Origin of the sequence: Staphylococcus sp. HMSC069D12, from assembly GCF_001810405.1 — a bacterium.
In the GTDB taxonomy this organism is placed as follows: domain Bacteria; phylum Bacillota; class Bacilli; order Staphylococcales; family Staphylococcaceae; genus Staphylococcus; species Staphylococcus haemolyticus.
The window spans coordinates 437,013-460,829 of sequence record NZ_KV801108.1 but is presented as its reverse complement, the minus strand read 5'-3'; the positions used below and the strand labels follow the sequence as shown (position 1 = coordinate 460,829).

Annotated in this window: 22 protein-coding genes and 1 pseudogene; 1 reads left to right on the top strand and 22 read right to left on the bottom strand. The window is 32.4% G+C overall.

Going from position 1 to position 23,817, the window contains the following annotated elements:
* Positions 1–166 precede the first annotated feature (166 nt).
* From HMPREF2737_RS07995 to bshC, 18 genes are all read right to left on the bottom strand, one after another.
* Complete coding sequence (locus HMPREF2737_RS07995; protein WP_037552368.1) at positions 167–1,663, bottom strand: NAD-dependent epimerase/dehydratase family protein; 1,497 nt, start codon at positions 1,661–1,663, stop codon at positions 167–169.
* Positions 1,664–2,024: 361 nt separating this feature from the next.
* Complete coding sequence (ileS, locus tag HMPREF2737_RS07990) at positions 2,025–4,775, bottom strand: isoleucine--tRNA ligase (RefSeq protein ID WP_037552369.1); 2,751 nt, start codon at positions 4,773–4,775, stop codon at positions 2,025–2,027.
* 225 nt (positions 4,776–5,000) lie between these two features.
* The gene (locus HMPREF2737_RS07985; RefSeq protein WP_037552371.1) at positions 5,001–5,675 is read right to left on the bottom strand and encodes a DivIVA domain-containing protein; all 675 of its coding nucleotides are present in this window, start codon (positions 5,673–5,675) and stop codon (positions 5,001–5,003) included.
* Between the two features lie 42 nt (positions 5,676–5,717).
* Complete coding sequence (locus tag HMPREF2737_RS07980; protein WP_052071624.1) at positions 5,718–6,545, bottom strand: YlmH family RNA-binding protein; 828 nt, start codon at positions 6,543–6,545, stop codon at positions 5,718–5,720.
* A gap of 33 nt (positions 6,546–6,578) precedes the next feature.
* Positions 6,579–6,869, bottom strand: coding sequence for a YggT family protein (locus tag HMPREF2737_RS07975; RefSeq protein WP_037552372.1), 291 nt, complete (start codon positions 6,867–6,869; stop codon positions 6,579–6,581).
* A gap of 12 nt (positions 6,870–6,881) precedes the next feature.
* Positions 6,882–7,475, bottom strand: coding sequence for a cell division protein SepF (locus HMPREF2737_RS07970; protein ID WP_037552373.1), 594 nt, complete (start codon positions 7,473–7,475; stop codon positions 6,882–6,884).
* A gap of 11 nt (positions 7,476–7,486) precedes the next feature.
* Entirely contained in the window at positions 7,487–8,155 is a 669-nt protein-coding gene (locus tag HMPREF2737_RS07965) for a YggS family pyridoxal phosphate-dependent enzyme (RefSeq protein WP_037536278.1), read from the bottom strand.
* 98 nt (positions 8,156–8,253) lie between these two features.
* The gene (pgeF, locus tag HMPREF2737_RS07960) at positions 8,254–9,045 is read right to left on the bottom strand and encodes a peptidoglycan editing factor PgeF (protein WP_037552374.1); all 792 of its coding nucleotides are present in this window, start codon (positions 9,043–9,045) and stop codon (positions 8,254–8,256) included.
* Positions 9,046–9,276: 231 nt separating this feature from the next.
* Positions 9,277–10,458 (bottom strand): cell division protein FtsZ, encoded by a 1,182-nt coding sequence (gene ftsZ / locus HMPREF2737_RS07955; protein ID WP_037552375.1) that lies wholly within the window; start codon positions 10,456–10,458, stop codon positions 9,277–9,279.
* A 29-nt stretch (positions 10,459–10,487) separates the two neighbouring features.
* Positions 10,488–11,921, bottom strand: coding sequence for a cell division protein FtsA (gene ftsA / locus HMPREF2737_RS07950; protein ID WP_037552376.1), 1,434 nt, complete (start codon positions 11,919–11,921; stop codon positions 10,488–10,490).
* Between the two features lie 103 nt (positions 11,922–12,024).
* A complete protein-coding gene (locus HMPREF2737_RS07945; protein WP_037552377.1) occupies positions 12,025–13,353 on the bottom strand; it encodes a cell division protein FtsQ/DivIB in 1,329 nt (442 codons plus the stop codon).
* 15 nt (positions 13,354–13,368) lie between these two features.
* Positions 13,369–14,718: a UDP-N-acetylmuramoyl-L-alanine--D-glutamate ligase gene (murD, locus tag HMPREF2737_RS07940; RefSeq protein ID WP_037552379.1), complete on the bottom strand. Its 1,350-nt coding sequence runs from the start codon at positions 14,716–14,718 to the stop codon at positions 13,369–13,371.
* Position 14,719: 1 nt separating this feature from the next.
* Positions 14,720–15,685 (bottom strand): phospho-N-acetylmuramoyl-pentapeptide-transferase, encoded by a 966-nt coding sequence (mraY, locus tag HMPREF2737_RS07935; RefSeq protein WP_011276018.1) that lies wholly within the window; start codon positions 15,683–15,685, stop codon positions 14,720–14,722.
* 294 nt (positions 15,686–15,979) lie between these two features.
* Entirely contained in the window at positions 15,980–18,298 is a 2,319-nt protein-coding gene (locus HMPREF2737_RS07930; RefSeq protein ID WP_037552381.1) for a penicillin-binding protein, read from the bottom strand.
* On the bottom strand, positions 18,279–18,680 hold the full coding sequence (gene ftsL / locus HMPREF2737_RS07925) for a cell division protein FtsL (RefSeq protein WP_037552382.1): 402 nt from the start codon (positions 18,678–18,680) through the stop codon (positions 18,279–18,281). The genes HMPREF2737_RS07930 and ftsL overlap by 20 nt, the downstream gene beginning before the upstream one ends.
* Before the next feature lie 13 nt (positions 18,681–18,693).
* On the bottom strand, positions 18,694–19,629 hold the full coding sequence (gene rsmH, locus HMPREF2737_RS07920) for a 16S rRNA (cytosine(1402)-N(4))-methyltransferase RsmH (RefSeq protein WP_033080059.1): 936 nt from the start codon (positions 19,627–19,629) through the stop codon (positions 18,694–18,696).
* 14 nt (positions 19,630–19,643) lie between these two features.
* Positions 19,644–20,075: a division/cell wall cluster transcriptional repressor MraZ gene (gene mraZ / locus HMPREF2737_RS07915; RefSeq protein ID WP_011276022.1), complete on the bottom strand. Its 432-nt coding sequence runs from the start codon at positions 20,073–20,075 to the stop codon at positions 19,644–19,646.
* A 140-nt stretch (positions 20,076–20,215) separates the two neighbouring features.
* Positions 20,216–21,829, bottom strand: a complete 1,614-nt coding sequence (gene bshC, locus HMPREF2737_RS07910; RefSeq protein WP_037552383.1) for a bacillithiol biosynthesis cysteine-adding enzyme BshC — start codon at positions 21,827–21,829, stop codon at positions 20,216–20,218.
* Positions 21,830–22,019: 190 nt separating this feature from the next.
* Here bshC and HMPREF2737_RS07905 point away from each other — a divergent pair, with 190 nt between their 5' ends.
* The gene (locus HMPREF2737_RS07905; RefSeq protein WP_037552384.1) at positions 22,020–22,463 is read left to right on the top strand and encodes an N-acetyltransferase; all 444 of its coding nucleotides are present in this window, start codon (positions 22,020–22,022) and stop codon (positions 22,461–22,463) included.
* 83 nt (positions 22,464–22,546) lie between these two features.
* On the opposite strand, the gene HMPREF2737_RS07900 is transcribed toward HMPREF2737_RS07905, so the two are convergent.
* The 4 genes and pseudogenes from HMPREF2737_RS07900 to HMPREF2737_RS11295 form a co-directional block, all read right to left on the bottom strand.
* Positions 22,547–23,239, bottom strand: coding sequence for a YjjG family noncanonical pyrimidine nucleotidase (locus HMPREF2737_RS07900; RefSeq protein WP_037552385.1), 693 nt, complete (start codon positions 23,237–23,239; stop codon positions 22,547–22,549).
* A 108-nt stretch (positions 23,240–23,347) separates the two neighbouring features.
* Positions 23,348–23,482, bottom strand: coding sequence for a phenol-soluble modulin PSM-beta-1 (locus HMPREF2737_RS07895; protein WP_037552386.1), 135 nt, complete (start codon positions 23,480–23,482; stop codon positions 23,348–23,350).
* A gap of 64 nt (positions 23,483–23,546) precedes the next feature.
* Positions 23,547–23,681 (bottom strand): phenol-soluble modulin PSM-beta-2, encoded by a 135-nt coding sequence (locus tag HMPREF2737_RS07890; RefSeq protein WP_011276027.1) that lies wholly within the window; start codon positions 23,679–23,681, stop codon positions 23,547–23,549.
* A 56-nt stretch (positions 23,682–23,737) separates the two neighbouring features.
* Positions 23,738–23,817, bottom strand: a pseudogene (locus HMPREF2737_RS11295) (phenol-soluble modulin PSM-beta-3); the annotation flags it as partial.

Below are 23,817 nucleotides of genomic sequence, written 5' to 3'. Positions count from 1 at the left end.
AGTGCAGTTGCACTAAATTTTAATAACGCTATACATCTTAATTCAAACAAAAAAAGAAAAGACAATTTCTATAATATATTCATAGAAATTGTCTTTCTCTCACTAATTATGAAGTTATTAATCGTGGATTATATTCAGCTTAAAATTAATACTAATTTTTCGTCATTTAGGCTTTAATCAAATGATAAATTTTTGATCCAACATATGCACTTATAACTGCTCCTGCAGTCATCGCGATTGTACTAAACAATTGATCACTTTGTGTTGTTGCTTCTTTATCTTTATCTGCAAGATTATTCATATGATTAACAAATAATTCCATTACAGATTTATGGATATTAGCCTGTGTAAACTTATAAACAGACCAAGGTAACGTCGGTTCATATTCTTGTAGTGCAATAATAGCTTCATTTGAATCCAAGATGCGTCTAAATTCAAATCTAGCATTGCCACCATTATTAGATAATGCTAAATTACCACCTATGATTTTATAAACAATCATATCTTTTGAAGAATCTTGCATGTCACGTTCCATTTTTAAAATAAATTGATTAGTAAATGGCAAACTAATATTAAATTCATTTTTATTTATAGTTCCATTAATTAAATGTAACGTAATATTATTTATAAACTTCGCATATGTTTTTGAGACATCTTCCATTGAATAATTTTCTGGGATTCTAAAGCGTGATATTGCTCTAACATCGTTAATTTGTTCTTTACTATTAGAACTAGACGATTTTTTTGATTTGTTTTGATTTTCATTTTCTTCATCTAGCGCTTGTTGCACACTTTCTTCATACGTCATCTCTCCAATAGAAATATCAGGATGCGTGCGCTCTGGTTGCGGAATCATATCATGAACTAAACTATTCATAAGTGGGTATACCATTTGTTTAGGTATTTGTGAAATGAGTTGTACCCAATATCTACTTACCCAAATAGGTATAATTGGTAAATCAACGATTCGCAAACGCTTATTTAGCACTACTGCTGTACGTTGTATTAATTCTTTATAATTCATAATTTCAGGTCCTGTAATGTCAAAAACCTCATTATGTTGTGATGTTCGCTCTACTAGTAATGCCAGTTTATTAATTACATCATTAATTGAAACTGGTGCTATCATATTGTATGCCCAACTAGGTAATACCATACCAGGCAATCGTTCAACTAAACGTTTTAAAATAGGATAAGAACTTCCCTTAGCCCCAATAATTAATCCAGCTCTTAATGTACTTACAGGTATACCATAAGAACCTAGAATTTTTTCACATTCCAAACGACTACGTAAATAAGCAGATAGTTTATCTTCATTTGGAATTAAACCACTCATAAATACAATATGTTTAACGCCTTGTTTCTTTGCAGCTCTCGCAAAATTATCTGCTAATAAAGCATCCATATCTTCAAAGTTTGCTTGCGTTAACTTGGCGTTTGGCATCATAGAATGGACAAGGTAAATTGCAGTATCTACCCTTTCCATTACTTCTGTTATCTCATCTAAATCAAATAAATCAGCAGCTTTCCAAGTAACATTCTCTTCATTTTCTTTGTTACTAGTATTCCTTGAAATTGCTATAATATCATGATGCATTTTTAATTGATCTTTTAAATGTCCACCAATATAACCAGATGCACCTGTTAATAAGATTTTACTAATAATTTCACCCCTAATTATTAAATAGTCGAATAATCTTGATTTAATGAATATATCTATTTAAATAGTCTTTTATTAAAAAGTGAAACATTACATATCGTCATTATTTTTACTTATAAATTATAAATGTAAATACAAAAAGGGAGTCGGACTGAATTCTTCTCAAATTCGTTGTCCAACTCCCAACTTGCTTTGCTTGTAGAATTTCTTTATGAAATTTTCTTTGTAGGGGGCCTGCCCTCAAGGATGACTAGAACTGAGAAAATTTTGATTTAAGCGTCTTGTCTATTCAGTCAGCTACAATAAATTGCAAAATAGGATTATTATATTATTTATGTCCCATGTGTTTTCAATAATATATTTATTAAACTAAAGTTTTAACTACTTCTTGGCATCGTGGACATAAGTGTTCTAATTCACCTACTGAACCTAATTCTTCAGTATAGTTCCAACATCTTTCACATTTTTCACCCACTGCATGATCAATTCTAATATCACCATGTTGATAAGCCTCTGCATTGTCTACAGAATCTGAAACTTCAACTTGTGAAACAATGAATAGTTGTTGTAAATCTTCAAATTGTTGTAAGAACTCTGCAGCTTTAAAGTTGTCGTTATTACCAATTACAACTTTAGCTTCAAGAGACTTACCAATAACTTTATTATTACGTGCAACTTCTAACGCACGGTTTACATCATCACGTAATGCCATGAATTGATTCCATTTGTCAAGCAATGCTTGATCAACTTCAACTACCTTAGGCATGTCAGCTAAATGAACACTTTCTTCTTTTACATGTGGTGTGTGTGTCCAAACTTCTTCAGCTGTGTGAACTAAAATAGGTGCTAATAATTTAGTCATATCAACTAAGATTTGGTATAGAACAGTTTGCATACTACGACGTTTATGCGCATTTTTCTCTTCAATATAAAGAATATCTTTACCGTAATCTAAGTAGAAATTACTCAATTCAACATTAATAAAGTTTTGTACTTCTTGATAAATATTTAAATAATCAAAGTTATCATAATGTTCAATTGTGCTAGCAGTAAACTCACGTAAACGATTTAGTAAATAACGATCGACTTCAAGTAATTCTGTTTCAGGAATTGCATCAGTATCAGGATTAAAATCGTTAATATTACCAAGCATAAATCTTAAAGTATTTCTAATTTTACGATATACATCAGAAGTTTGTTTTAAGATTTCATCCGAAATACGAACGTCTGCTAAATAATCAGTACTGCTTACCCATAAACGTGCAATGTCAGCACCTTTTTGTTTTACAACTTGGTCAGGAACAATAACATTACCTAGTGATTTACTCATTTTCTTACCTTCACCGTCCATTACAAAGCCGTGTGATAATAAGAATTTATAAGGCGCTTGACCTCTAGTTGCTACAGCAGTTGTAATTGAAGAATTAAACCAACCACGATATTGGTCACTACCTTCAAAGTATAGATCAGCTGGGAAACTTAATTCTGGACGATTTTCTAATACACCACGATGTGATGAACCAGAGTCAAACCAAACATCCATAATGTCCATTTCTTTTGTAAAGGTACCATTTGGACTACCAGGGTGTGTAAAGCCTTCAGGTAATAAGTCTTTTGTTTCTCTTTCAAACCAAATATTTGAACCATACTCTTCAAACAAATTAGCTACGTGATTAACTGTTTCTTTCGTCATAATGATATCACCATTCTCGGCATAGAATACAGGTAATGGAACTCCCCAAACACGTTGACGAGAAATAACCCATTCTCCACGATCACGGATCATATTGTAAATACGTGTTTTACCCCAATCCACTTTGAAATCTGTTTCTTCAATAGCATCTAAAATATCTTGTCTTACTTTATTAATAGAGGCAAACCATTGTGGTGTAGCACGGAAGATAACTGGTTTCTTAGTACGCCAATCATGAGGGTAACTATGTGTAATAAAGTTTAGTTTTAATAAAGCGTCTTTTTCAGTTAATAAATCAGTAACTGCTTTGTTAGCTTTATCATAAAACATACCTTCAAATTGTCCACCTTCTTCAGTAAACACACCTTTATCATCTAAAGGACTAATAACTGGTAAATCATATTTTTGACCAACGATATAGTCATCTTCACCATGACCAGGAGCGGTATGAACACAACCTGTACCAGCATCAGTTGTAACATGATTACCATTAATTACAAGTGAGATTCTATCTAAGAAAGGATGTTGTGCTTCAACATACTCTAACTCTTTACCTGTAAATTCTTTTTCTAATTGAATGGCATCTTTATCCCATTCTAAAGCTTCTGCTACACCTTCAGATAATGCTTGTGCGATAATATATTTCTTGCCATTCACATTATATTGACCATATTTTAAATCAGGATGAACTGTAATCGCTACGTTAGATGGAATAGTCCATGGAGTAGTTGTCCAAATAATGAATTGAGCATCCTCATCTACTACACCTTTATTATCTTTCACGTCAAATGCTACATAGATAGATGCTGAACGCTTATCATGATATTCAATTTCAGCTTCAGCTAAAGATGATTCACTTGACGGTGACCAATAAACTGGTTTCTTACCTTTATAAATTAATCCTTTATCCGCCATCTCACCAAACAAACGAATTTGAGCAGCTTCATATTCAGGTTTAAGCGTGATATAAGGATCATTAAAGTCTCCTCGTACACCAAGACGTTTGAAATCTTTCTTTTGTAATTCGATTTGTTCTAACGCAAATTCCTTACATTTTTCTCTAAATTCAGCAATTGACATTTTTTTGCGATCTACGCCCTTTTTAGTCAAAGCTTGTTCAATTGGTAAGCCATGTGTATCCCAACCTGGAACGTATGGTGCGTAAAAACCTTGCATCGTTTTATAACGTACAATAATATCCTTAATAATTTTGTTTAACGCATGCCCCATATGCAAATTACCATTAGCATACGGTGGTCCATCATGTAAGATGTAAGATTGGTTACCTTTATTTTTTTCTAATGCTTTTTGGTATTGATTGTTAGCTTCCCATTGTTCTTGGATTTGTGGTTCTTTATTTGGCAATCCACCACGCATAGGAAAGTCAGTCTTTGGCATTAATAAAGTATCTTTATAGTTCATAATTGATTTCACTCCTTAAATGTAAAAAGAACTCTAAGTTCAATTAAAAAGGGACGGATTTACCGCGGTACCACCCTTGTTAACTCAACTTAGAGTTCTCTCATATATAATATTACTTTGTAAAAATCAGTGATATAAGAGATAGACTTTTATTAGGCTTTCACCAACCCTAATTCGCTGTAAAAAGTTTATTATCTCCTACTTGTCTGACTCATTTTATAACAATTATTTATTTGATGTTGATTCGCTTTGACTCACGCTTGATTGTGAAGTAACGTTCTCACTTGTACTTAGTGAATCTGTTGTACTGTTATTACTTTCGCTTGCAAGCACACTTTCAGATTGTTGAGATTGAGCGCTAAGTTGCTCTTCAGGTGTAATATCTTGGCTATTTAAATGTTGGAAATTTTCTTGTGTGACTTTTTCTGCATCGATATCATAATTTAATAAATAATCCCAATCATCATTTTTAAGTAAATCTAATTGAGCTTCAACTAGCATGCGGAAACGTGATCTGAATATTTTAGATTGACGTTTCATATCTTCAGTTTGGAATGATAAATGACGTGCTTTTTCGATAGCGTCATTAACAATTAAATCTGCTTGTGCTTGAGCTTTACTGATAACAGCTTCAGCTTCTTTATTAGCAGCCAATTTAGTCTCTTCTCCAGCTTGTTGAGCTTGAACAAGGGCATCACTTACTGATTGATGAACTTGTTGATAAGACTTAATATTAGTATCTCTCTCTTCAATTACTTTTTCAAGCTGTTTTTTTTCTTCTTTTAAACGTTCAATTTCATTACTTAATTGATTTAAATAATCACTTACTTCAGCTGGTTCTAAACCATTTTTCACTTTTGTAAATTCTTTATTTTTAATTTCACTAGGTGTAAAAGGCATCCTACATCCTCCTTAAATCAACATTAAATTGACTTATATTTATTACTTAAATAGCGTTCGATAATTTATGTGTATTTTGTCTTTTTTAGTCCTACCACCTATATCAATGATTTGAGCTCTTCCAAATCCTTGAATAGATAATAAATCATTAGTTTGAACTTGAAAATCTGGTGAATCAATAATTGTGTGATTAACTTTCACGCGCTTCTTTTCAATTAATTGTTTCGCTATTGTTCGAGATTTATGAATCATTTCTTTTAAAACGACGTCTAATCTCAATGCACTTACAGTACTACCTTGGATTTTCCAATTCTCTACTGATTGTATCATATCTTTAAATGGAATAGAATTAAGTTTAACTGTAGCACCTTTTATCTTTGTTAATTCCAACATAATATACGATTCTAATTGCTTTGTCAAAACAAATTGAATACTGTCACCGACAATAATATCACCAACTTGTTCCCTCTCTATTCCTAATGACATAAGTGTTCCTAGGACATTTTGATGTTGTATATTAACAAACTTCTCTGGATAGTTGATTTGAATTAATACTTCTTCAAAGTCAGCTTCCCCAGGTTCAAAATAATTAGGAGCAATGATACCTCTTTTTCTCTCTGCGTTATCTCCACCAAAAAAAGTCACTTCCATATCTTCATAACTGCCTGTTATGACTTCAAGTATATATTGTCCTCTCGGATCGAGAAAGTTTGTCAAAATTGGCGCATACTGCTGTTCAACTTGATCACACTTATCTATTAATTGATCTATTAACCCTTGCTCTTCGTCTCTAAAATGCTGATAAATATCGATTATCTTACACCTCTCTGATTCTAAATTAAATGATAAAAGAGGTTGAAACAACCTCATGTATTGTCTCAGCCTCTTAAAAGCCATATATTATTACATTAAATGAACTATTACCATATTAAAGATACTTCTTAACCCAGCTTGGAATAATACAAGTACAAACAAAGCTACAAGTGAAGAAATATCAATCATTCCTATTGGTGGAATAATCTTTCTAAATGGTTCTAAAAATGGTTCATATAATTTACCTAGTATTTCACCGAACTTAGATTCTCTAATATTAGGTACCCAAGATGTAAAGAAATAAATAATCATTCCAAAGTAATATATTTGAACTAGAAAAATTATAAAATCAAAAATGGTAGCTAGTAAACCTACATCCATATAACGTTCTCCTTATTCGTAGTGTTGCGATTCCATTTGTTCAATATGATCTGTAATACTTCCCGCAACTTCTACATTATCAGGTGTACAAAGGAATATGTCAGTACCTACACGTTGAATATCTCCACCAATTGCATAAACTGTTCCACTTAAAAAATCAATAATGCGTTTAGCTGAAATTTTATCAATACGTTGTAAATTCACTAAAGTAGCACGGCGGTTTTTTAATTCATCCGCGATATCTTGTGTATCTGAAAATACTCGTGGTTCGAATAAGCACATTTTTGAACTTTCATAACCACTATAACTTTGCGACGTTTGATTCATTGTAACAACATTTTTGCCGTTTGACTTTGATTGCGGTTGATTCATACGCACATTCCTTTCTTCTGAGTTATAATTTCTTGTTGATTTCTTTTGTGGTACTGTTTTCAATTTACTTTGATTACTATATAAACGTTCTGATTGTTGCGGTTGATTCTGTTGAACATTGTTTGTTTCATTTTCTTCATTCTGAACTACACGACGTTGTCGCTCTTCAGGGCTTTCAACTTCTTCTTCATCATCCATTAGAAAAAAATTATTAAATAAATCTTTAATAGCCACGGGGCTCACTCCTATTCTCCTACAAGTTTAGTCCCAATTCTTATAAATGAAGCACCTTCTTCTACAGCAATTGCATAATCATTACTCATTCCCATAGATAAATAGTCACACGGTGCATAATCTAAATTAAGGTTTTTGATTTCATCTCGTTTTACTCGTAATTGTTTAAATAACTGTCGAATATATGTAGTGTCTTCTGTATAAGGTGCCATTGTCATTAATCCGACAATTTTTATTTTATCATATTGTTCAATTTGTTCTATAAAGTGATTAACTTCATTCAAAGCAATACCATGTTTAGATTCTTCTCCTGAGACATTGACTTGTATGAAGCAGGCAATCTCATGATCCGCTCTTTTATTAATTTCCTTAGCTAAACTAAGTCTATCTAGTGCATGTAGGTAATCAATTTCGTTTATGACTTCTTTTACTTTTCTAGATTGTAAAGAACCTATAAAGTGCATAGTAACATCGTTAGGCAAAGCAGATTTCTTCTCTAAAAAGCCTTCTAATCTATTTTCACCAAAATGTCTAAGTCCAGCATCATAAGCTTCTTTAGCACGGTCTATTGTAACATATTTTGTTACTGCAATCACGTTTGGCAAGGTAGACGCTTCACTATTTTTAAAGTGTGATTGTATTTCACTTTCAATATTTCTTAAATTTTGTTTTACATCCATTTTCTACTCAACCTCTTCACCATTTGTTAAGTTTAGTTATCACTAATAAACACATATGTATTTAAATATTTATTATTTATATAACTAATCTAATGAGATTATTTTTGGCCTATAAAAGCCAACATTCTACCTGTTTGACCTTTTTCAACTCGATATGAAAAGAAAAGTGATAAATCCTCTGATGTAGCATAATCAGTTATATATATATTGTCGAATGGTACACCATAATGATTAAGTAATAGAGCATTAGCACGTTTTAAATCAATACCATGTCGATTCTCTCCACGAGTTTCAATATAATCTTTTACATTAATCGGTAATGTTTCAAACTTTGCTTTAATATCATCATTAATTTCATATGTAGTTGATGTAGATGGTCCAATTACAATCTTTAGATCATTATAATCAAAATCAATTTGCTTTAACATTTCACTAACAATTTGACCATATGTACCTCGCCAGCCAGCATGTGCTAATCCTACATAGTGATGTTTTTCACTATAGAAATAAACTGGTACACAATCAGCGTAGCACATCGTTAATAACGTATCAGGTTCATATGTATAAATCCCATCAATACCATACATATCATCTGTTAATGTATCGATGTTAGTTCCACGATGACTTTGCGAAATTTCCATTACTCGATTTTCATGAGTTTGAATTGGAAACACCCATTGTGCTCTTTCAAACCCAATCGCGTCCGCCAACATTTCTTGGTGTTTAGTAATATTTTCAGGATTATCATCCACATATCTTGCCATATTGAATGATGATTCCGGATATAGACTATAGCCACCTTCTCTTGTAGTGAATCCTAATTTGACACACTTCAAGTCTTGAGATTCATATTTCAAGTGATGGGGATACTTTACAAATTTCTCTGACACGAGATCAAACCACCTTAATTAAAAGTTTTATTTTTGTCGATTTCTAAAAAGCTTACTCTAAAATTGAATATAGATATATTATATAACAATCTTCACTTTACTTGAAAGTAAATAAAAAGGGAGCGAACATGAATCCACAAGTGAATTCGCCGTTCTACTCCCAATTAGGAATGATTAAGACGATAAATACACTTAACCATACAACGAAATATAGACAAAACTTATTTTAAATTAACGTCTAGTTCTTCTAGAACGTCTTTCTTCTCTATTTCTGATAAAGCTAGGAATATCGTCATCTTTAGTAGTATGATTTCTTTCTGATACACTTTCAGAAGAACGAGAGCTTGATGAGCTTTGAGAGAATGATTCTTCTCTAGGCGTACTTGCTTGTGTTGAAGTGCTTGAAGTTACACTTGTTCCGAAACCAGTACTTGAAGCTTTACGTCCTTGTGAAGTTGGTTTATCTTCAAAACCAGTAGCAATTACAGTTACTACAATTTCATCTTGTAGTTCTGGATTGATAACTGTACCAAAGATCATATTTACATCTTCATCTGCAGCATCTTGCACGATGTCAGCCGCTTCTTGAGCTTCAAATAATGATAGTGATTCCCCACCAGTGATGTTCATTAACACACCTTGAGCGCCAACGATTGAAGTTTCAAGTAATGGTGATGAAATTGCTTTTTTAGCTGCTTCAACTGCTCTGTTCTCTCCAGAAGAGACACCAATACCCATTAAAGCAGAACCTTGGTTAGACATAATTGTTTTAACGTCAGCAAAGTCTAAGTTTACTTCACCTGATACAGCGATTAAGTCAGAGATACCTTGAACACCTTGACGTAATACATTATCTGCTTCTTTAAATGCTTCCATCATTGGAGTTGATTTATCAACGATATCTAATAAGCGATCGTTAGGGATAACAATTAATGTATCAACTGCTGCTTTCATAGATTCAACACCAGCTGCCGCTTGAGTTGAACGTTTACGTCCTTCAAAACCGAATGGACGTGTTACTACACCAACAGTTAATGCTCCCATTTCTTTAGCAATCTTAGCTACTACTGGTGCAGCACCTGTACCAGTACCGCCACCCATACCAGCAGTTACAAATACCATATCTGCACCTTGGATTGCATCTTCAATTTGTTCACGTGACTCTTCAGCTGCTTTTTTACCAATTTCTGGATTTGCACCAGCACCAAGTCCGCGTGTTAATTTCTCACCAATTTGGATTTTAGATTCTGCTTTAGATAAGTTTAAAGCTTGTCCGTCTGTATTAATTGCAATAAATTCTACATTGTTCATGCCATGGTCGATCATACGGTTAACAGCGTTGTTACCACCGCCACCTACACCTATGACTTTTAATGTCGCTAAATGATTAAATCCTTGTTCAAATTCTAACATTTATATTTCCTCCTAGTCTTTTTGGCCCATCATTCAAATAGAGATTTCATAAGTTTTTTAAATTTGCCCTCTTCTTTTTGAGGTTGCTCTTGATCATCATAATGTTCTGTCGTATCGTGATGACTTTCATTTCTATCATACTTATCGTAGTCGTCTACTTTATCAGTTCTTTCATGTGGTTCGTTGTAGTCTTCTTCATAAGTATCTTCATTTTTATTTGACTTACGTTTAAACCAGTCAAATCCACCTGGTTTAGAAGTATGTTCTCTCTCGTTATCTTCAATAACTTCTTCTTCAAACTCATCATTATCTTGATAACTCATTGTAACATAATCGAGCAACTCATCAAAAGTGATGCTACTAGATATAGTAGAAATAGCTGATGTGAATTCTGGTTTTCTGATACCCATTTGTGACGGTGTATGAACTCTAATCTTTTCATTTACCATCGTATTAAGTAATTCTTTAACTCCTAATAAGTTTGAAGAACCGCCAGTTACAATGAAACCACCGTTCACTCTAGTTAACCCTAACTCAACTAATACATCAAACACCTCATCAAAGATATCTTGCATTGTTCTCTCAATTACAGCACTTAAATCTTTTTGAGTATATTCAACTAATTCATCACTGTCTACTTGATCTACACTAAATACATCTTGATCTGATGCAGAATTAGCATAAGCATGACCATATTGATGTTTAATCTTTTCAGCCGTTTCATATGTAGTATTTAGTTCTTCAGCAATATCATCAGTAATATCGCGACCTGCTAATTCAATTGAATCAGCGTCTACTAATTCTCCACGCTCATAAAAGGCAATTTGAGTTAAATCTTCACCAATATCTATTACACATGCTCCTAATTCTTTTTCAGTAGCTGTAAGAATTGAACCATAATTATAAGCATCTGAATAAACATCTAAAACATCTACGCCACATGATTCTACACATTTAATCATGTTGATTAAGATAGATTTATGAATTGCAATAACTCCTGCTTCAACTCTTAATGAGTGTCTAGCAATCAATTCTTTAGGGTCTGATACTTCATTATCCCCATCCACAATAAAACGAATAGGGAATACATCAATTACATCAGTATCCGCTACATCATTTTTTTGACGAATACCTTCTAACACTTCTTCAATGTGTGTGCCGTTTATTTCAGTATCTTCATAAAAATCAATTTCATTTACTTCATCATATACTTCAGTACCTATGATAGGTAATTTTAAGAAAACTTCTTTAATGTCTACACCTGATGCGATAGAAGCTTTTTTAATTGTATCTTTAACTGCTTGTTTAGCAATGTCGAAATCATCAATTAATCCGTTCTTGATACCGCTAGTGTAGGTTTGTCCTGTACCTATCACATTTATTCCATTGTGAAATTTTTCGCCTACTATTGTTTTTACACTTGATGAACCAATATCTATGCTTACATAGTAATGTTCCTCCATAGATAGGCACCTCCTGACAAATTACTATTAAAATACACTATGTTTAGTTTACAATACGTCGTAAGGCTTGTGAACTATAAACACATATTAATATCGAAATTTTTTAATTATTTGACTCTGATTGTTCGTTAATTTTATTTAAAGCGCTTTGTAACTCATCTTTTGCATCAGTTTCTTGTTGTGATTTTTGACGAACATTTTGATCAGATTTTGAATCTCCACTACTGTTTTCATTATACGGTATAAATGATGCACCTACAGATAAATCTATATAACCTTGGGTTTTCAAGTTACCAGAGTCGTCTTTTGATAAAGATTGTGACATTTGAGGATAATATTTAATTTTATTAGCAATCGTTTTAATGTTACCAACTATTTGCATATCATCTTGCATATATAAAAGAATTCGATTTTGAGTATTTTGCTTAGGTGCGTACTTAATCTCTGAAATCATATCTCTAATGTCTGGAGACATCTTAGATAAAGATTTAATCATGTTGCTTTTTTCTTCACCTTTAAATCCTTCTAAAATAGGTCCACTTCCAGCAATATTACCATCAAAGTTTTTCAATTCTTGATTTCCTTCTATAATTGGCACATATTTATCCTTTTCTTTAACAACACCTACAACTTGATTTTCAGTTATTTGCACTTTTAACGTATTCGGTAATTGCTTTTTAATTTTTACGCCTTTTATTAAATCATTCTTCTTTAGATTTTGAACACCTTTACGTTTACTATAGGTATACATTCTTGAATTATCTTTCACATCCAAAGCTTTTTCAACTTGACTGTTACTCACATTGTTATTTCCACTAATTTTAATATTAGAAATTCTACTTAGTGGTGTAAACATGTAGAGTAAAAATAAAATTATTAATAATACTAAAAATGTAATGATAACGTACTGAATTCTTTTTTGACGCTTCCTTCGCTGAATTCTTAATTGTTCTTTTCTCTCTTGTGGTGATAAATGATCAAATTGTGTACTCTTGGCATGTTTTTTTCTTTTACGCTTGTCATTGAACTCTTTAACTCTATCTTTAATAGATAGCTTATATATGTTTTCACTAGAATTAGTGGAGAGTCTGTGACTATCATTCGTTTTAGTACTTTCAACGCTTTGAGCATTTTCACCAGATGTTTCGTTAGATTGTTCAATTGCTTCATTTTGTTCCAATTGTTCGGATTCATTTGATTGATTATTAAAGTTATCTTCATCTATTGATTGATTTTGATCTTGTTGTTTAGAGGTCTCATTAGGCTTATTAATTTTATACAATTGAGCGTCATCTGTGGAAACTTTATTCTTATCCTTATGATTAGCATCATGATTTGAAAGGTGTTCTTCATTGTTTAATTCTCGATTTCTTTTTTCAATAAGACTTTGAATCGAGCTCACCTTATTATCTTTACGTCGTTTATCTTTCACTTGATTTCACAACCTTTAATAAGATGGTAAGTGGGCACGGAAACTTTCTATAAATCTTTCTCCACGTTCTTCAAATGTTTTATATTGATCCCAACTTGCACATGCAGGTGATAGTAAGACAACGTCATTCGGTTCGACTACATCTTGTACCTTTTTAACAGCGTCTTCAATATCTGTAGCTTTCACCACTAACTTACCTTGACTATTGCCAAGCTTAGCAAATTTTTCTTGAGTTTGACCAAAAACAACCATGACACGTACATTCTTCATATAAGGTATTAATTCATCGAAATCATTACCACGATCTAAACCACCACATAACCAAACGGTTGGTTGTTTGAATGAATTTAATGCAAATTGTGTAGCAAGTGTGTTTGTAGCTTTAGAATCATTGTAATACTTGTTAGTGCGATTTGTACCTATATATTGTAATCTGTGATCTATACCAGAAAATGTCGTTAAACTATCTATAATTGCTTTTATTGGAACACCAGCTAAGATTGAAGCTAACACTGCAGCTAGAATATTTTCTAGATTATGTTCTCCAGGTAATACTAAATCATCTATATTAATGATTCTTATTCCTTTGTAAACAATAAACCCATCTTTAATATAAATACCGTCTACTTCCTGTTGAGTAGAGAAATACAATGTTTTAGCTTTCAAATTTTCAGACTCAATTAGATGTCTTTGATGATAATTACATATTAGGTAATCATTTTCTGTTTGATTTTTGTAAATCTGTTTCTTTGCGTTTTGATAGTTTTCAAGCGTTTCGTGATAATCTAGATGAGCAGAATATATATTTGTGATAATCGCAATATGCGGACGATATTGCTCTACACCTAATAATTGGAATGAAGATAATTCAGTTATTAGATATTCATTAGGTGATGTTTCTTGTGCTACTTTAGATGCTACATAGCCTATATTGCCAGATAGTCTACCAGTCAATCTACTTTTCTTAAACATATCGCCAATTAAAGAAGTCGTAGTTGTTTTACCATTAGTTCCAGTTACAGCTATAATCGGTGCTTCTGATATTAAATAACTTAATTCTACTTCAGTTAATATTTTTAAATGTCGCTGATATGCTTCTTGAATTATAGAAACTGTATAAGGTATACCAGGATTTTTTACTATAATTGGCTCATTATCTAATAGTGATAAAGGATGTCCACCATCAACTATTTTAACTCCTAGCGCCTCTAAATCCTTGGCATGAGGATCTTGTGACAAGTCTTTACCATCATTTACAGTCACATTGGCACCTAATTTGATTAATAACTTAGCTGCTTCATATCCGCTTTTGGCTAGTCCTACTACAAGAACATCTTTATTTTCTAATCCTGTATAATTGAGCATGCTAATGCACTCCTATCCATAATCCGATTAATCCTGAAATTAAACCTGCTGTCCAGAACACTGTCACTACTTTCCATTCTCCCCAACCACTTAATTCAAAGTGATGATGAATCGGGCTCATCTTAAAGATACGTTTTTTTGTAAGTTTATATGAAGCAACTTGTAACATAACTGAAGCAGTTTCAATTACAAATACTAGCCCAATTAGTAACAATGATAATTCTTGATTTAGCATAATTGAAATCGTTGCGAAAATTCCACCTAAAGCTAAACTACCAGTGTCTCCCATAAATACCTTTGCGGGATTGAGGTTATACGGTAGAAATCCTAATAATGCAAAAATCATTATAATACAAAATGCTCCAATTGCTGGTGAATCTAAAACAAAGCTCATAATGGCATACATTGTAAAACCAATGATTGATAATCCTGTTGCTAAACCATCTAAACCATCTGTTAAATTCACAGCATTTGAGAACCCAACTTGCCAAAAAACAATAAAAATCACATATGCAAAAGATAATGGAATACTAATATTTGTAAAAGGTATGTTTAGATTAGTTGAAAATTCTACAAGATGGAAAACATCACTTAGTAAAAAGAATACTACTGCAATTGCAATTTGTGCTAAAAATTTCTGCTTACTTGTTAAACCTTGGTTGTTTTTCTTAACTACGATGATGTAATCATCAATAAAACCTATTAAACCAAAACCAATTGTCACAAATAATAATAAAATGATTGGATTTGAATTATCTACAAAGAAAATTGCAATAATTGAGGTAATGATAATGCTAATTAGAAAAGTCAAACCACCCATTGTCGGTGTGCCTGTTTTTTTCATATGGCTTTGTGGACCTTCTTCACGAATGCTTTGTCCAAATTTCATTCGCTTAAGCGTTGGAATTAAAATAGGTACTAAGATAAAAGTAATTAATAGTGCGATAACCGCAAGTATAAAAAGCATAATTGTCTCCTTTATATATTTAATTTTTCGTTTTGTCTTCTGAGTTTATTAATTGATAATATCTCGTTCATTTTATCAATATTTTAAAGTAAATTCATTTAAAATTTGTAAGAGATTGTATGACGCCCTTTGAATTAACACGAGCTGAGAAGGGAATGATATAACCACCCCCCCTCACTTATATTTGCTACTAAAGTTCTATTTTGTAACCTATGCTCAATATGCTTGTCACAACTTTTAGACGTTCATTCAATTCTCATAACTTATCATCTACTTTTTCAATTCAAATTATAATTACTCGTTGGAATCTTGACTATTGTTTGTCTGTTGTTCTTGTTCAGAAGAGCTTGAAGTATCATTCTTATTGCTTTTTTCCTTATCCTCTGAAGAAGAACTAGCTTTATCTTTATTAGTAGAGTCATTTGATGCTGTCTCATTGTCATTTGTATTCGTCGATGTATCGTCAGGATCTTCTGGAGATAATTCAATTTCAACCTTACTATTGTCTTTTAATGTGGTTCCATTGTTAACCGATTGTTTTGATACATAGCCACTACCTTTAGTTGTAACGTTAATGCCAGTTAATTCTTGAAAGGCAAGTACATCATCTTTTGTCCAACCTTTCATATTTGGCATTGTAATATCACCATCAGTTAACAAGAGCACCTTACTATTAGGCAATAATTTTTTATTGGCTTTAATTGATTGAGATTTGACGTTATCTCCATTACCAATAACGGTTGCTTGTAAATCTTCAGATTTCAAACTTTCTTTTGCTTTATCAGTAGATTGTCCAGTTACATTTGGTACTTTTGAATATTGTGCAGATTTAGTTTCATCTTTTTTAGAACCTACATTTAAATATTTAAGTGTATTTTCCATAATTGGTTTGAAAGCCTTACTTACACCCATTTCATAAGCTTCTTGATCATTCTTTTGAGCTAAGCTCATACCGGCATAAACAATAACTTTGGGATTTTTCTTAGGCGCATCACCAATGAAACTTACAAAGTATGGGTTTTCACCCTTAACATATCCGCCGCTCTTTTCATCCGCCACTTGGGCAGTACCTGTCTTACCTTCAATATCATAACCATCTACTCTATAATTCATCGCATGACTCTTCTTACTATTAACTACTTTATCTAATTCTGTTTCCACTTTACTAGCGGTAGAAGCAGTAATTGGTTTGCCAGCAATTTCTTTTTTGCCTTGATAGAATGTCTTTTTGGAAATTGGATTTTTAATACTATTCACAAACCATGGTTTAAGCATATTTCCTTTATTAAAGAAAGCAGATTGTGCCTGAATCATTTGTACCGGCGTAACAGTTGTAGATTGCCCGAATGCTGACGTTTTTTGTTGTAATTCATTCGACCAAGCAATATTACCTTCTGCTTCACCATCAAATAGACCACCAGTTGGTTTGCTAAAACCAAATCTTTCGTACCATGATTTCATTTTGTCAGCACCTACTAAGTCTTGTAAGTGCATCATCAGCGTATTTGAAGAATAAGTAAAGCCTAATGACATTGGAATTTCGCCCCAACCAGTTTTATTCCAGTCGGAAATTCTAGAACCCATGATATCACGATGTCCAGACTCATATTTTTTCTTAGGATCAAACTTACCTTCCTGTATAGCTGCCGCTAAACCAAATGATTTAAAAGTAGAACCTGGTTCATACGTATTTTGATATAAATCATTCGCCCATTTTTTTCCGAAATCTTCACCTGTCTCAGGATTAAACGTAGGACGTTGACTGAATGCTAAGATTTCACCTGTTTTAGCATCCATGACAACAGCAAATAAATCTTTTGGTTGATATCTCTTAACCATATCATCCAATGCTTCCTCAACGAATATTTGAACATTTGAATCAATTGTTAAATGAACATCATCACCACGTTTAGGTGATTTTTCATTTTTAGTATTTGGAGCAATATATCCCCAAATATCTTGTATATAAGATAATGCACCTTTAGTTCCACTTAAATAACTATCAAAGATTTTTTCAACACCAAGTGCACCTTTTAATTCGCCTGTATCTGGATTTTTTTGTGCCATTCCTATTAAGTGAGACGCAAAATTACCATTTGGATAAAAGCGTTCAGTTTCTGGATATAATGTAATACCTGGTAAGTCCATTTTTTCCAGTTTCTGTTTATCTTGATAAGTTAAATTAGTTCCTTTTTGACCAAATTCCACTTGGAATGCTTTTTTCTGATTAAGTCGTTTTCCAATTTCTTCCGGTTTCATGCCTATAATTTTAGAAAGTTCTTTAGCTGTCTTCTTTTTATCCTCTACATAGCGAGGTTTATCTCCATTTTTACCTGCGCTCTTATCGACTACCGCTACAACTTTATATCTTTCGACATCTTCAGCAAGAATTTTACCGTTTCTATCATAAATCTTGCCTCGTTCAGCTTGTTCATTGTTTTGAACTAAATATTTTTCATTCGCTCGCATTACTAAATCTTGTCCATCAGAATGTCCTGTGATCATAATATATGAATATCTTAAAACCAATATAAAAAAGAGCAGTCCGAATATACCAACAAGGAGGACTGCTCCTAATTTATTTTTTCTAATTTTAATTTTTCGCTTCGCCATTTGTACGCACTACCTTTACATTGTTGTTATTTAGGCTCATACCTTGTGCTTTAGCCTTATCGTAAATGCGTTGGTAAGAAGAACTTTTTTTAATTTCAGATTGAATTGCGCTATTTTCACTTGATTGTTGTTCAATTTTGGAGTCTAAATCTGCAATCTTTCCATTCGTATCATACGCATCCATTTTTAAAGATAGCATATAAATAGCAATAACTGCAATTGCAGTAACAAGTGTTATGTATAAGTATTTCTCAAATCTTGTGAGTTGAACTACAACCTTCTTAGTAACTGTTCTTGTTTGTGGTTCCGATTGAGGTTGTTGTTTCGGTATACTATTGTGCTGGACGTCTTCATATGGTTCATATATTTCTTCTACAGCCATCGTCAATTACTCCTTATTTTAAAATTTCTGCAACACGTAATTTAGCACTGCGCGCTCTGTTATTTTCATCCAAATCTGTATCCGTTGCCGTAATTGGTTTGCGATTTACTCTCTTGAGTTTAGGTGTGTAAGCTTCAGGAATAATTGGTAACCCTCTAGGCACATCAGGACCCTTTTCATACTCTTGAAACATTTGTTTGCATAATCTGTCTTCTAAAGAATGGAAAGTGATTACTGAAATTCTGCCTCCAACTTTTACAAGCTCGATTGCCTGCTCAATTGAATCTTCGAATGCAGATAATTCGTCATTAACGGCAATACGTATAGCTTGAAATACACGCTTTGCAGGATGACCACCTTTTCTTCGAGCTTTAGCAGGAATGCCTTCTTTAATGATGTCAACTAGCTCTAATGTAGTTTCGATAGGCTGATGTTCACGATGTGCTTCAATTCGTCTCGCTATTTGTTTAGAAAATTTCTCTTCACCATAACGATAAAAAATCTTAACAAGTGCTTCATATGGCCATTGATTGACTACTTCGTATGCGCTAAGTTGCTGCGTTTGATCCATTCTCATATCAAGTTTAGCATCATGATGATAACTAAATCCTCGCTCTGGAACATCCAACTGTGGACTAGAAACGCCTAAGTCATAATAAATTCCGTCTACCTTTTCAATGTTTAAGTTTTTTAAAATGTCAGTTAATTCTCTAAAGTTGCTATGTACGAACGTGACTTTATGTAGATGATCTTTCAATACCTCTTTAGCATTATCTAATGCTGTAGTGTCTTGATCAATCGCAATTAATCTACCATCATCGTTTAATTGATTTAATAAATAGAGTGCATGACCCGCGCCACCAAGCGTACAGTCTACGTAAATACCATCTTCTTTGATGTCTAAATAATCAATTGTTTCGTTAAGCATGACGCTAATATGATGAAACACGACTTATTCCTCCATTAAAAATCAAAATCTATTAAATCTTCAGCAATATCTTCGAAACTCTCTTCAGATTCATCATAAAAATCATTCCAAGTTTCTCTATCCCAAATTTCAATTCGATTTGAAACACCTATTACTGTACATTCTTTAGTTAAACTAGCGTACTTCCTCAAATTTTGAGGAATGTTAATACGCCCTTGCTTATCCAATTCCACTTCGATGGCACCTGAGAAGAACATACGCATAAACTTACGTGCGTCTTTCTTTGTCATAGGTAAGGTTTTCATTTTTTCTTCTATTTGTTGCCACTCTTCAAGTGTGTAACCGAACAAACATTTATCAAGGCCTCGCGTGATAATAAAACGTTCGTTTAAGTCATATCTAAACTTAGATGGAATTATCATACGTCCTTTAGCATCAAGTTGATGTTCGTATTCTCCCATGAACATTATTATCACCTCACCTTATTTATAATTTACCACATATCCCCACTATCCTCCACTAATTCTGTAAAATATCTTAAAATTCTTTTTTTATACAAAAAAACCTATTTTATCATTTCGATAAAATAGGTCTAAAGCTTGATTTATTAAGGTTTAATGATGATTTGATCAAATGTATATTCAAGTGGTGGGAAAGTGGAGGGACTAAACACATCAATCCCAAAATCATTCATAATTTGTAGTGGATTCCAGATTCTTTCTTGTAATCCGTGGTGAGGATGTAATGATAAATCCAATTCTCTAAATTGTCTCATACTAATATCATTCTCACGTTCAATATTTAACAAATAGCGTTTCAGTAAATAATCAAATTGTTTATTATGAATTTCTTCATTTTTATTTACTAAATTGAAATTATCTTGATTTTCCTTAACTTCATTTAATAATTGTTGATACACATTTTCATGTTTTGCTTTCAATTCTTCTACTTGTTGTATAAACGTATCGGAAGCTTTTTCACGTACAAATTCATTTTTGTCATCATCGATACCATCTTGAATAACTTTTTCAGCATTAAGGCTGTATTGTTTAAGTAGTTTTTGTGTTCTTTCCATCATATATGTCATCTTCATACGTGGAAGAACTATTGGCATTTCTACATTAAGTAATTTGAATACATTATTTAGTTCTGCCCAATATTTAATTTCACTTGGACCACCTATGAATGCTACTGTATTAAATAGCCATTCTTCCATAACTGGTCTCGTAACGACGTTGTTTGAGAAACGCTCCGGCTCTGTCTCTATTAATTCAATTAATTCCTCTTCAGAGTAGGTAATATCAGATTTACTTAATTTAAAATGATTATCTTCTTTTGATATTAATTGACGCATACCATCCTCATGAAGGAACAAATGTACATTAGTATCTGTCTGTATCATTTGTGTTAATCCCGATGCAATGGTTTGCTCTTGTGTTTGTCTGAATACTTGATTAATTTTAGAATGATTATTTACTATTTCTTTGAGTAATGGCTTTTCAAGTTGTCTAAGCTTATCGTTCTGTGCATCGATGAGTAGCACACCGTGTTCTTTAAAGACCGTATGCAATAAAGCCTTAAATATATCAGTCCAAGTATCAAACTCATTAATAATATCCACGCATAATCTATATAAAGGTTTAGAATGTTTAGTTTCTTTTAATTCTTCGAAGAAAAGATTTAATGCATTAAGCATAGCTTCCTTATCAGGAGTATATCTTGAAATATTTGTTTCTGGAGGCGTCATTGTATGGTACTTCACTTTCTTTAATTGCGCCTCTTTCACATTATAAACATACGTATGATTCACTTCATCAAAATCATGATCCTCCCCAGCAATCCAAAACACAGGAACAACCGTTTCACCGTATTCTTTAGTTAGTTGACTACTTAACGTTACTATCGAAAGAATTTTATGGAAAGTGTATAAAGGTCCCCCAAACAATCCTGATTGTTGACCTCCAATAACTACTTTAGCTCCTTGTTCAAGCGCCTCAATATGCTCTAGCTGAGAAGTAGTTAATTTCAAATCCGCCATATAGTCTTTAATGATTTGTGCTAATTGTTTTTCTCTACCATTATTAGCACGTTTCATTCTAGTCGTGAAACTAGCTGTCTCAACTGGGTTATATTGATAAAATTCTAATAAACTTTTATCACTTTCTTTTAATTTTGAAATAAATGAATCTTTTTCTTTAAAATGAGTTACTCGACAGTCCATATCTATACTCCTTCAACATAACTATTACTCATATAGTATAAAGATTATAGCATTATATGACAATTTAACGGCTTAAAAATTTATAATCTTTGAAGTGAAATTTACCCTTTCGTCCTGAAAATACAATTGAATGAAATTTACATATTATTTAAGTTATAATATAACAAAAGAAATAAGGGGGATAACGCAAATGAGTGAAGTAAAACATCTTGAAATTAATTATAAAACAGACGAATTGTTTGAGGCTTTTAGAGAATTCGGTAATAAAGATTTATACATGGTTGAAGAACTACAAGGCCAAATGATCGATGCCAGTTCTGAATCACCATTCTATGGCATCTTTCACGGTGAAAACCTTGTTGCCCGAATGGCTTTACTAAAAAAGGGTGACGTTGAGGAAATTTACTTTCCAGAATTCGATGATTATTTACTACTTTGGAAATTAGAAGTTTTAGATAACTATAAAAATAAAGGTTACGGTCAGTCACTCATTGATTATGCAAAATCTTATCATATGCCTATCAAAGCTATTGCACGTCAAAATTCTAAAGATTTTTTAATGAATCAAGATTTTGAGGATGTACACGCTAAAAATCCTGAAGGTCATGATGTACTCGTATGGTCTCCTAAATAATTAATTAGAATATGGAAAAGCTATGGAGTGATAAAAGTTCAATCAGAACCTTTACCACTCCAACTTTTTTGCATAAAATGTTTTTACTCATTTTCAATTAAATCAACTAATTCACTCAATGATTTAATTTCATAATCTGGATTTATATCAGAATTATTCTTTTTATTTCTTACATTAAACCAGCATGTAGCTATTCCCGCATTTTTTCCACCTAATACATCTGAAGTTAATGAATCACCAACAATAATGGTAGATTTTCGTTTGTCCTCACCAATTTTTTCAAACACATAATCAAAAAACTCAATCATTGGCTTTTGATAACCCGTTTCCTCTGATATAAATACACCATCAAATGTGTCTTTAAATTGTAATTGTGCGATACGTCTTTTTTGAGTATCTGTAACACCATTAGTAACAATATAAAGCTCATTGTTTTGAGCTAATCGATCTATCGTTTCTAGAGTGGAATCAAAATGCTTAATGGGTGCTTTAGCTAATTCATCCCTAAAAGTAACATCTGCTTGTTTACCATCCACTTCAATACCATAATGATTAAAATATTCAATGAATCTGTTTGAAAGAACTTCTTCTTTAGTTAGTTTATTCTTTTGAAAAGCCTCCCAATGTGCCTGATTAATTTGTTTAAAAAATTGAAAGTCTTCTGCTGTTGGGTAATGATGATAATGTTTGGCCATATTGTGAAAAGCTTTATCTTCAGCATCATAAAAATCAACTAATGTATCATCGAAGTCTAATAATATTGTATTATATTTCATATTTTCATCCTTACGTTTATTTTCTAAAATCTATTTTAACAGAAATATATTTATAAATTAAAAAAGACCAGAGCGCTTGCCCTGGTCCATGATAATTAAAATTTCAAATTAGAAGCCGAAAATTTTACCTAAAACACTGATTCCGTTTTCTACGATACCTACGATGCTTGTACCCATTTTACCCCAGTCTTTATCTTGTCCTGCTTGTACTGCTGTTGCAATTGCTTCTGCTAATTTTTGCATATTTATCTCTCCATTTCTCAATAATTTTTTAGGATTTAAACTAAGTTTTAAAATAAACGTTAAATTAGAAACCAAAGATTTTACTTAATTCAGTTACACCGTTTGAAACGATATCTAAGATACTTGTACCTAATTTAGTCCAGTCTTGGTTTTGACCTGCTTCAATTGCACTTTTTACTGCGTTTGCGATTTTTTCCATGATCATTATCTCCTTTGTATTGTTTATATATATAAATAAAATGTTATCTGTCGAACTTAGAATCCGAATAATTTACCTAGAATGCCTACACCGTTTTCTACAATACCTACAATGCTTGTACCTAATTTAGCCCAAT